11 protein-coding genes and 1 pseudogene are annotated in these 9,820 nt (G+C 72.1%); 4 read left to right on the forward strand and 8 right to left on the reverse strand.

Annotated features, from left to right (window positions below):
• Positions 1–31: 31 nt before the first annotated feature.
• The 5 genes from ACFVS9_RS27890 to ACFVS9_RS27910 all read right to left on the reverse strand — a co-directional run bounded on the left by ACFVS9_RS27890 (position 32) and on the right by ACFVS9_RS27910 (position 6,161).
• Positions 32–1,084 (reverse strand): ABC transporter permease, encoded by a 1,053-nt coding sequence (locus ACFVS9_RS27890; RefSeq protein ID WP_389936547.1) that lies wholly within the window; start codon positions 1,082–1,084, stop codon positions 32–34.
• Positions 1,081–2,604 carry a sugar ABC transporter ATP-binding protein gene (locus ACFVS9_RS27895; protein WP_389936549.1) on the reverse strand — a complete coding sequence of 508 codons (1,524 nt, stop codon included), beginning with the start codon at positions 2,602–2,604 and terminating at the stop codon, positions 1,081–1,083. The genes ACFVS9_RS27890 and ACFVS9_RS27895 overlap by 4 nt, the downstream gene beginning before the upstream one ends.
• Positions 2,605–2,829: 225 nt before the next feature.
• A complete protein-coding gene (locus ACFVS9_RS27900; RefSeq protein ID WP_383116721.1) occupies positions 2,830–4,011 on the reverse strand; it encodes an ROK family protein in 1,182 nt (393 codons plus the stop codon).
• Between the two features lie 447 nt (positions 4,012–4,458).
• Positions 4,459–5,136: a GntR family transcriptional regulator gene (locus ACFVS9_RS27905; protein ID WP_383116720.1), complete on the reverse strand. Its 678-nt coding sequence runs from the start codon at positions 5,134–5,136 to the stop codon at positions 4,459–4,461.
• Between the two features lie 74 nt (positions 5,137–5,210).
• Positions 5,211–6,161: a beta-ketoacyl-ACP synthase III gene (locus ACFVS9_RS27910; RefSeq protein WP_383116719.1), complete on the reverse strand. Its 951-nt coding sequence runs from the start codon at positions 6,159–6,161 to the stop codon at positions 5,211–5,213.
• 317 nt (positions 6,162–6,478) lie between these two features.
• On the opposite strand from ACFVS9_RS27910, the pseudogene ACFVS9_RS27915 reads away from it, so the two are divergent.
• Together ACFVS9_RS27915 and fdhD are read left to right on the forward strand one after the other, a co-directional pair.
• Positions 6,479–6,571 (forward strand): annotated as a pseudogene (locus tag ACFVS9_RS27915) (Fe-S-binding domain-containing protein); the annotation flags it as partial.
• 5 nt (positions 6,572–6,576) lie between these two features.
• Positions 6,577–7,425 carry a formate dehydrogenase accessory sulfurtransferase FdhD gene (gene fdhD, locus ACFVS9_RS27920; RefSeq protein ID WP_383116717.1) on the forward strand — a complete coding sequence of 283 codons (849 nt, stop codon included), beginning with the start codon at positions 6,577–6,579 and terminating at the stop codon, positions 7,423–7,425.
• Positions 7,426–7,502: 77 nt separating this feature from the next.
• On the opposite strand, the gene ACFVS9_RS27925 is transcribed toward fdhD, so the two are convergent.
• Complete coding sequence (locus tag ACFVS9_RS27925; RefSeq protein ID WP_389936554.1) at positions 7,503–7,712, reverse strand: DUF397 domain-containing protein; 210 nt, start codon at positions 7,710–7,712, stop codon at positions 7,503–7,505.
• Complete coding sequence (locus tag ACFVS9_RS27930) at positions 7,694–8,536, reverse strand: helix-turn-helix domain-containing protein (RefSeq protein WP_389936557.1); 843 nt, start codon at positions 8,534–8,536, stop codon at positions 7,694–7,696. Before ACFVS9_RS27930 ends, ACFVS9_RS27925 begins: the two co-directional genes overlap by 19 nt.
• Before the next feature lie 175 nt (positions 8,537–8,711).
• Between ACFVS9_RS27930 and ACFVS9_RS27935 the strand changes: the two genes are divergently transcribed.
• Together ACFVS9_RS27935 and ACFVS9_RS27940 are read left to right on the forward strand one after the other, a co-directional pair.
• The gene (locus ACFVS9_RS27935) at positions 8,712–8,966 is read left to right on the forward strand and encodes a hypothetical protein (protein ID WP_389936559.1); all 255 of its coding nucleotides are present in this window, start codon (positions 8,712–8,714) and stop codon (positions 8,964–8,966) included.
• Positions 8,963–9,244, forward strand: a complete 282-nt coding sequence (locus ACFVS9_RS27940) for a hypothetical protein (protein ID WP_389936562.1) — start codon at positions 8,963–8,965, stop codon at positions 9,242–9,244. Before ACFVS9_RS27935 ends, ACFVS9_RS27940 begins: the two co-directional genes overlap by 4 nt.
• Before the next feature lie 44 nt (positions 9,245–9,288).
• Here the strand turns inward: ACFVS9_RS27940 and ACFVS9_RS27945 are convergent, their stop codons facing one another.
• Positions 9,289–9,642, reverse strand: coding sequence for a hypothetical protein (locus tag ACFVS9_RS27945; RefSeq protein ID WP_383116712.1), 354 nt, complete (start codon positions 9,640–9,642; stop codon positions 9,289–9,291).
• Between the last annotated feature and the right edge of the window lie 178 nt (positions 9,643–9,820).

Below are 9,820 nucleotides of genomic sequence, written 5' to 3' on the forward strand. Positions count from 1 at the left end.
GGGGGGTGCCGGCGCTCTCCTGCCGGACGGCTCAGGTCTCGCCGCCGCGCAGGGTGCGGCGCTGGACGAGGACCGCGGCGACGATGATGGCGCCCTTGGCGATCTGCTGGACGTCGCTCTGCAGGTTGTTGAGCGCGAAGATGTTGGTGATCGTGGTGAAGACCAGCACGCCGAGCACGGAGCCGACGATGGTTCCCCGGCCGCCGCTGAGGAGGGTGCCGCCGATGATCGCGGCGGCGATGGCGTCGAGTTCGTACAGGTTGCCGTTGGTGTTCTGGCCCGACCCGGACAGGATGACGAGCATGAAGGCGGCGATCCCGCAGCAGAGGCCGGAGAGCAGGTAGAGGTAGAGGCGCTGGCGGCGTACGTCGATGCCGGCGAGCCGTGCCGCCTCCGCGTTGCCGCCGACGGCGACCGTACGGCGTCCGAACGTCGTCCGGTTGAGGATCAGCCAGCCGGCCACGGTGACCGCGGCGAAGACCAGGACCAGGGGCGGGATGCCCAGGACGTAGCTGTCGGGCAGGCCGAGGTCGAGCACCGACTGGACGGTGACGATCTGTGTCTTGCCGTCCGTGATCTGGAGGGCCAGGCCGCGCGCCGAGGCGAGCATGGCGAGCGTCGCGATGAACGGGACCATGCCGCCGTACGCGATCAGCACCCCGTTGACGAGCCCCGCGGCGAGCCCGACGACCACCGCGGTGAACAGGATGCCCGCGAAGCCGAAGCCCTGGGTGGCGAGGGTCGTCGCCCAGACGGAGGCGAGGGCGACCATCGCGCCGACGGACAGGTCGATGCCGCCGCTGATGATCACGAACGTCACGCCGACGGTGACGACCCCGATGACCGAGGACTGCGTGAGGATGAGCTGGAGGTTGCCGGTGTCCAGGAACGCGTCGGGTTCGGTGAAGCCGCCGACGGCCACCAGGACGGCGAGGACGCCGAGCAGCGAGAGGTTGCGGACGTCGGCGCGCAGGCCGAGTGCGCGCAGGCCGCCGCCCTTCTTCCGGACGGGCGCGGTCGCGGGGCCGGTCACGGCCCCCTTCTCGGGCCCGTGGTGCTGCGCCGGCGGTGCGGGCTGTGTCATGACGTCGGGCTCCCTTCCATGACGAGGTCGAGTACACGGTGCTCGTCGAGCTCCCTGGCATCGGCCGTGTGGACGACACGGCCTTCCCGGAGCACCAGCACCCGGTCGGCGAGGCCCAGGACTTCGGGCACTTCGCTGGAGACGAGCAGAACGGCGAGGCCTTCGTCGGCCAGCCGGCGGATCACGGCGTAGAGCTCGGCGCGGGCGCCGACGTCGACACCGCGGGTGGGTTCGTCGAGCAGCAGGACCCGGCAGCCTCGCAGCAGCCAGCGGGCCAGGACCGCCTTCTGCTGGTTGCCGCCGGAGAGTGTGCGGACGGCCGCGTCCGGGTTGTCGGGCCGCAGGGAGAGTTCGCGGGTCGCGGTCCTGGCGGCCTCCCGCTCGGCGCCCCGGTCGAGCCAGCCGGCGCGGGCGAAGCGGGAGAGGGAGGAGACCGAGACGTTGCGGGTGACGGATTCCGTCAGCAGCAGCGCCTGCGCCTTGCGTTCCTCGGGTGCCAGGCCGATCCCGGCGGCCACGGCGGACCGGACACTGCCCGCGCGCAGGGGTGTCCCGTCGACGAGGACGCGGCCCGCGGTGGGTTTGCGGGCGCCGTACACGGTCTCCAGGATCTCGGAGCGTCCGGAGCCGACGAGCCCGGCCAGGCCGACGATCTCGCCGGGCCTCAGCTCCAGGTCGACCGGCTCGAACTCCCCCTTGCGGCACAGTCCTTCGACCGTCAGGACCGGGGCGGCGGTGGCCCGGTCCCCGGGGTCGGACCGCGGGGGGAAGACGTACTCGACGTTGCGGCCGGTCATCATGGCGACGACGTCGCGCGTGGGTGTGGACTTGGCGGGGAGCCCCACCGCGACGGCCCGGCCGTCCTTGAGCACGGTCACCCGGTCCCCGATGCGGCGGATCTCCTCCAGCCGGTGCGAGATGTAGACGACGGCCACGCCGTCGGCGGTGAGCCCGTCGACGATGCGGAAGAGGTTGTCGACCTCGTCGGGGTCGAGGGCGGCGGACGGCTCGTCCATCACGATGAGCCGTACCTCGTGGGACAGGGCCCGCGCCATGGACACGATCTGCTGGTGGGCGGCGGACAGGTCGCCGACCAGCCGGGCCGGGTCGATCTCCGGGTGCCCGAGCCGCTTCAGCAACGCGGCGGCCTCGGTGCGGGCCTGACGGGTGCGCACGACGAAGCCCGCGCTGGTCGGCTCGTGCCCGAGGAAGACGTTCTCCGCGACCGACAGCCCTTCCACCAGGTCGAGTTCCTGGTAGATGGTGGCGATCCCCAGCCGCATCGCGGTGATCGGCGAGGACAGCTGGACGGCCTCGCCGCGCCAGGTGATGGCGCCGTCGTCGGGCTGGTGGGCCCCGGCCAGCACCTTGATGAGGGTGGACTTGCCGGCGCCGTTCTGGCCGAGGAGGCAGTGGACTTCGCCGGCCAGCACCTCCAGGTCCACGCCGTCCAGGGCGCGCACTCCGGGGAACGACTTGGTGATGCCGGACATCGTGAGCAGGGGTGGTTCTGGTGCCATGACGAATCCCCTCGGCGAACGAGGTCTTCCCTGTCCGAGCGCGAGCGGGAGCCAGGGAGGGCCGGTGAGCGGGCAGGGCGCAGTGCCGGCGGTGCCGTACTGCTGACGGAACTGCTGGATGGTGGCGCTGTGTGCGTGCTGTGCGGTTCTGCGGGCGGGGCCCGGGACGGGCTGCTTACGGAGGTGACTGCGGAACGCGTGCCGAACGGCGCGCCGGCCCGGACATCAGGCCGGCGAGAACAGGTGGTCGCTGATGAGCCTGGCCGCGCCGGTCACTCCGGCGACGGGCCCCAGCTCACCGAGGACGATGGGGAGGTTGCCCGTGGCCAGCGGCAGGGACTGCCGGTAGACCTGGGTGCGGACACTGGCCAGCAGGTTGTGGCCGAGCCCGGTCACCCCGCCGCCGATCACGACGAGGCCCGGGTTGAAGAAGCTGACGAGTCCGGCGATGACCTGGCCGACCCGGTTGCCGCCCTCGCGGATCAGGTCCAGCGCGGTGGGGTCACCGGCGGCAGCGGCGGCGGCCACGTCGGCGGCCGAGAGCTTCCCGGTCACCTCCAGCCGGGCCGACAGTTCCGTGGACCGGCCGGCGCGGGCGGCGTCCTCCGCGTCGCGGGCGAGGGCCGCGCCGCTGAAGTGGGCCTCCAGGCAGCCCCGGTTGCCACAGGCACAGGCGCGCCCGTCCGGTTCCACCTGGATGTGCCCTATGTCTCCGGCGCTGCCCGTCGTACCGCGGTAGACCTCCCCGCCGACGACGATGCCGCAGCCGATACCGGTGCCGATCTTGACGCAGAGGAAGTCGCCCACGGACCGGGCGACGCCCGCGTGCTGCTCCCCGAGCGCCATCAGGTTCACGTCGTTGTCCACCATGACCGGGCAGCCCAGTTCCTGGCTGAGCGCCTCACGGACCGGGAAGCCGTCCCAGCCCGGCATGATCGGCGGTGCGACCGGGACGCCCTCGGGGAAGCGGACGGGCCCCGGTACGCCTATGCCCGCGCCCGCGTAGCCCTCGGCGAGGCCGGACGCGCGGAGCTTGGCCGCCATCGCCAGGACCTGCTCGAAGACCGCGACGGGCCCTTCCCGTACGTCCATCGGATGGTTGAGGTGGCCGAGGACCTCCAACTCCGCGTTGGTGACGGCGACATCGACGGATGTCGCACCGATGTCCACGCCGAGGAAGCGGAGTCCGGGGGCGAGCCGGATGTTGTGGGAGCGCCGGCCGCCGCGGGAGGCGGCGAGTCCGTCGGCCACGACGAGTCCGGTCTCCAGCAGCCGGTCCACCTCGACGGCGAGCTTGGAGCGGGAGAGGTCGACCTGGTCCCCCAGCTGTGCGCGGGAGTTGGGCCCTCCGTCACGCAACAGCCGGAGCAGTCGCGCCTGGTGCGTGTTCGCGGGTCGTGCCGTCATACGTCTCACGCGTCCCTCCCCGCCACATCGGCCAGTCCGTCGGGCTTTCGAGGGGAACGTAGCAGCGGTTCACCGGAGTGGGAAGAAGTTGAGCACGAATCCGCTCCAACTTTCTCCACACTCAGGACAAAGATGCGCCTCGGGGAGGCGCCGCCCGCCCGTGCGGGTGTCCGGCGGGTGGTCCCGGGGAGGCCGCCGGCACCGCGGGCCCGCCCTCCTCAGGGCCCGGCCGGCCTGATCCGGGAGCTCCGGGTGCGGTGAGGCGTCACGGCTCCCGCCGTGCGCCCGACGGGCCGGCCGGCGCCCCGGGGAAACGGCCGGGATCCGGAGGGGCTGCGCGGCGGACGCGGCCGGGGCACCCGGGCCGGACACGGAGGAGGAGGCCGGGGCGTGGTGCCCCGGCCTCCTCCTCCGGCCTGCGGCCGGACCTGACGCACCCGTGCGGGATCAGGCCTGGTCGCGCTGGTGATACGTCTGGCGGGTGTGCTCGGTGTGCGCCCGCATGATCTCGGTCGCCCGCTGCTCGTCCCTGGAGGCGATGGCCGCGATCAGCTCTCGGTGCTCGACCCAGGACCGGGTGCCGCGCGTGCGGGCCACCGGCGTGTAGTACCAGCGGACGCGGCGGTCCACCTGGGCCGCCAGCTCCGCCAGCACGACGTTGCCGGCCAGCTCCATGACCTTGGCGTGGAAGGCGGCGTTCGTGGCGACGGCCAGGTCGACGTCGTCCGCCGCGATGGCCCGCTCGCCCCGGGAGCACAGCTCCTCCAGGGCCTCGATGCCCGGCCGCCCCGCGTGCGCGGCGGCCAGCCGGGCGGCCTCCGCCTCCAGCAGGGTGCGGACCGACAGCAGCTGGTCCGCCTCCTCCTCGGTGGGTTCGTGGACGAACGCGCCCTGCGCGGGGCGCAGATCGACCCAGCCCTCGGTGTTCAGCCGCTGGAGCGCCTCGCGGACCGGCTGCCGGGAGACCCCCAGATGTCCCGCCAGCTCGCTCTCGACCAGGTGCTGGCCGGGCCTGAGAGCGCGCGTGGTGATCAGCTCCAGGAGTGCCTCGTAGACCCGTTCGCGCAAGGGCCCGGGCCGCTCCAGCTTCGGCACCGTTCCTTGCGGCAGTCCTGCGGACAACATCGCGTTCCCCCTCCGGGCGCCGGCAATTGCCTATCGTCTACAGTCTACCGAGCGCAATGCCGCACCGGAGTGCCTCAGGGACAGCGGATCACCTGGCCCGCGTACGAGAGGTTCCCGCCGAAGCCGAAGAGCAGGGCCGGAGCGCCGCTCTCGACCTCACCCCGCTCGACCAGCTTGGACAGCGCCATGGGGATCGAGGCGGCCGAGGTGTTGCCGGAATCCACCACGTCGCGGGCGATGACCGCGTTGACCGCGCCGATCTTCCGGGCGACGGGTTCGATGATCCTCAGGTTGGCCTGGTGCAGCACCACCGCGGCGAGGTCCTCGGGTGTGACGCCCGCCCGTTCGCACACCTTGCGGGCGATGGGCGGGAGTTGCGTGGTGGCCCAGCGGTAGACGGACTGGCCCTCCTGCGCGAACCGCGGGGGCGTGCCCTCGATCCGTACGGCGTTGCCCATCTCGGGCACCGAGCCCCACAGGACGGGCCCGATGCCGGGCCTGTCACCCCCGTCGGGGTCGGCGGTGACGACGGCGGCCCCCGCACCGTCCCCCATCAGGACGCAGGTGGAACGATCCGTCCAGTCGACGATGTCCCCCATCTTGTCGGCGCCGATGACCAGGGCCCGGGTGGCCGCTCCGGCACGGACGGCGTGGTCGGCGGTGGCCAGCGCGTGGGTGAACCCGGAGCAGACCACGTTGATGTCCATCACGGCCGGCGAGCCCATGCCCAGCCGCGCGGCGACGCGGGCGGACATGCTCGGCGAGCGGTCGACGGCCGTGGAGGTGGCGACGAGGACCAGGTCGATGTCGGAGGGCTGGAGGCCGGCCGACGCGAGCGCCTTGGCCGCCGCGTGCGCCGCGAGTTCGTCCACCGGTTCGTCGGGGCGGCCCACGTGCCGGGTCCTGATGCCGACCCGGCTGGTGATCCACTCGTCACTGGTGTCGACCATGGCCGCCAGGTCGCTGTTGGTGAGGACCTTGGCAGGCTGGTAGTGGCCGAGCGCCACGACACGTGAGCCGGTCATGTACGGGTTCCCCTCGCTACGTTTGGCAGGAACTATCAAGTCTTGGTTGCTACCGACCGGTACAAGGGCACCTAACCCCACAGGAATCCGGGCCCGAGGTTGGAGCGTCTCGAACAGCTTCCCGGGAACTTTCGCGGACACACGGCGGCCACGCCGCAATCAGGGACGGACAAAGCGCCCGCCGTCACAAGTATTGACCCCACTGAGGGCATACTGTAGACAATATGCTGTCGGCGTGAGGCCGTCACCCGGGCCCGCACCCGGCGGCGCCGTACGCCGCGACGGTCGGCCCGCCTCCCGCGCGGGGACGACGTCGAGGGGTCACCTCCCCGCACGACGACCCGGTGGCCCGTGGCAACCTCTGTATCAAGGGCCGTTTCGGCTTCCACCACGTACAGAATCGGGATTGACGGCTATGGGACGGGTCACCGAGCGCCGCCGCACCATCCGCATCCGGGACGGGGCCGTCACGACCCGCCCCGACACCCTCGTCGCCGAGGAGCCCCTGGAGATCCGGCTGAACGGCAGGCCGCTCGCCATCACGATGCGCACCCCGGGCGACGACTTCGCGCTCGCCGCGGGCTTCCTGGTGAGCGAGGGCGTGATCGGTGAGGGCCCGGAGGTGCAGTCGATCGTGTACTGCGCCGGGGCGACGGCGGACGGCGTGAACACGTACAACGTGGTGGACGTGAAGCTCGCCCCCGGCGTCGTGGTCCCCGACATCACGCTGGAGCGCAACGTCTACACCACGTCGTCCTGCGGGCTGTGCGGCAAGGCGAGCCTCGACGCGGTGCGCACCACGACCCGCCACCCGGTCGCCGACACTCCCCCGGTCCGGGTGACGCCCGCCCTGCTCGCCGCCCTCCCCGACCGGCTGCGCGACGCGCAGCGGGTGTTCGACCGGACCGGTGGCCTGCACGCCGCGGCGCTGTTCTCCACCGAGGGCGAACTGCTCGACATCCGGGAGGACGTGGGCCGCCACAACGCGGTCGACAAGCTGGTGGGACGCGCCCTCACCGACGACCGGCTGCCGCTCTCGCAGTCCATATTGCTGGTCTCGGGGCGCGCGTCCTTCGAGTTGGCGCAGAAGGCGGTGATGGCGGGCATCCCGGTGCTGGCGGCGGTCTCGGCGCCCTCGTCGCTGGCCGTGGACCTCGCGGCCGAGAGCGGGCTGACCCTCGTCGGTTTCCTGCGGGGCCCGTCGATGAACGTGTACGCGGGTGACCACCGCATCGCCCTGGAGGCGACGGCCGACCGGGGCTGAACCCCCGGGAACGGGGCGGGAGTCCGGCCGACGGGGAGCACCCCGCGCCAGCCGGACCTTCTCCTGCGCGGCGCGGCTCAGGCGCCCACGGCACCGTCCTTCACCGCGGACACGAACGACGCCCAGCCGTTCGTCCCGAAGGTGAGCGCGGGGCCGTGCGGGCGCTTGCTGTCACGGACGGGGACGACGGCGGCGAAGTCGTCGGAGACCTCGACGCACTCGCCGCCGTCCGAGTTGCTGTAGGAACTCTTGCGCCAGGTAACCGCGTTCAGGTCGAGGGATCGCACCGTACTTCCTCCAACAGGCTCAATACGAACTTCCGCGACTCGGCAGGGGATAGCGCCAGGTCACGCACCGCATCGTAGGCACGTTGGAGCCGATCCACCGGCTGGTTCGCCTCGATGAGGTCGCCCCTGTAGGCGTTCTCCGTGTACGCGACGGTACGCCCATCTGGAAGCCGCAGGAACATCAGCGCCGTACTGTCCAAGCCATAAGGCCCCGCGCTGAACGGAAGTACGTGAAGCGTCACGTTCTCCCGGGAGCCGAGCTCCCCCAGGTATTCCAACTGTCGTCGCCACTCGGCCACATCCCGCAAGGGCGTCCGGAGCACAGCCTCCGAGACGATCGTGCGGAACGGTGGCGAGTCGTCCCCCACCAGTAGTTCTCGTCGCCCCATCCGCGCCTCGACCTGCTGCTCCAACGCCTCGCCCTTGGTGCCACCCGCCGCCAGAACCTCCCGCGCGTACCCCGGCGTCTGCAACAGCCCCGGCAGCACGCTCACCGCGAAGTGCCACAGGCTGGTCGCCTCCGCCTCCAGCGCCATGTAGCGCTGGTACCGCTCCTTGAACTGCGACTGGTCGCCGATCGCGAGCTCCCACATGGCCAGCAGCAGACCCGGCGTCCCGTAGTACTGGTCCAGGGCCTGCACGACCTCCGGGCCGCCGACCGTCTCGCCCTTCTCCATCTTGCCGAACAGCGACCAGTCCCAGCCGAGCCGTTCGCCGAGCTGGCGCAGACTCTCCCCGCGCTCGGTGCGCAGGTGCCGGAGCTCCTCCGCGAACCGTGCCCGTGGTTCCTTGCTGCGGCCTGTGACCGCCCGCCTCGTCGGCATCGTGCCCTCCGTGGAACGTGTGGAACGTGACTCGTACGCCGGGGAAGCACATCCCGCCCTCGGTGTGTCACGGCCTCGACCTGGCCATTCTCGTAACGAGCCCCTCACGCACCGTATTTCGCAGGGGTGTGGCCAAGCGGAGGAATCCGCGAAAGAACAACCGAAGGAAGCCATCATGACGCTGCCGCCGAAGCCGCCCCTCCCCCGCAGGACGCCCAGGAACCAGGAGGCCGTCGCCGCGCGCGACGCCCTGGCCGCGGCACTGCGCGTCGCGGGCATCCAGCTCCCGGCGATGAACGTGCGTACCCCGTGGCCGGACGCGGAGGACGGCGCGCGGCCGGCCCGGTACGCGCTGATCCATCTCGGCGTCTGCTCGGCCCCTGTCGCACAGGCTCTCGCCACGGTGATCAGGAACGGAGCGGCCGGGTGACAGGAGAGGACGAGCCTCCCGTCGGGGCGGCCGTGCACGACGGCGGCAGCGGCCGGGTGGGTCTGGTGATGGGCCACGACGGCCCGTACCTCCAGCTCCGCCCGCTCGGCGGCGGCCGCGAGTGGGACGCGGACCCGGCCCGCCTACGGCCGCTCGGCGCGGCCGAGTTGTTGAGCGCTCGCGTCGCCGAGGCCAATGCCCGCAGCCGCGCCTCCCTCGGGCTCGGCGGCATACGGGGCTCCCCGGACACCGACGGGGCCGAGGACCCCGGACGATGACCCGGCATCCGCGAACCGCCGCCTCACCACTTGCACCCGGCGGGTCACCGGGTCAGCGTCGCCTGGCACTCCTCGCACCGCCGCACCGCCTGCCGGTCGGTGTTCCCTTCCGTCGCGGTGGCCGGACAGCTGTCGCCCAGCCGGTCCCAGAGTCCTTTCGGAGGCGCCGGGATCCAGCCCCAGCGCGGGGCGGTCACCAGCTCTTCGACGAGGTGGGCGCACGCCCCGGGAACGTGTGCGTACCGCGTCGGCGAGATCAGGATCGTGTCGGCGGGGAAGCGCCGCCACTCCTGTCGGGGTGAGGGCGTGGGCCGCGCCGTCGGGGCCGATCCGTCGGCCGGACACGCGCAGCCCATCCCGCTGACCAGATCGCACCGTTCGCAGCGCTGTTCCTTCATGACCCGACCTCGTTCCCACCTGGCGCCCGGCTCCATAACGTAGGCGACCTTCTTCCCGCATCACGCGGACCGCGACCGACGGAACACCCGGACGGGCGGGCTGTCGCCGTCCGTCATCCGCGCGCGGATCCCGTACCGGGGAGGGGTCGGGCGGCCTCCGCGTGCCCGGGATACCGGG

The organism is Streptomyces sp. NPDC058008 (genome assembly GCF_042886395.1).
Classification (GTDB): domain Bacteria; phylum Actinomycetota; class Actinomycetes; order Streptomycetales; family Streptomycetaceae; genus Streptomyces.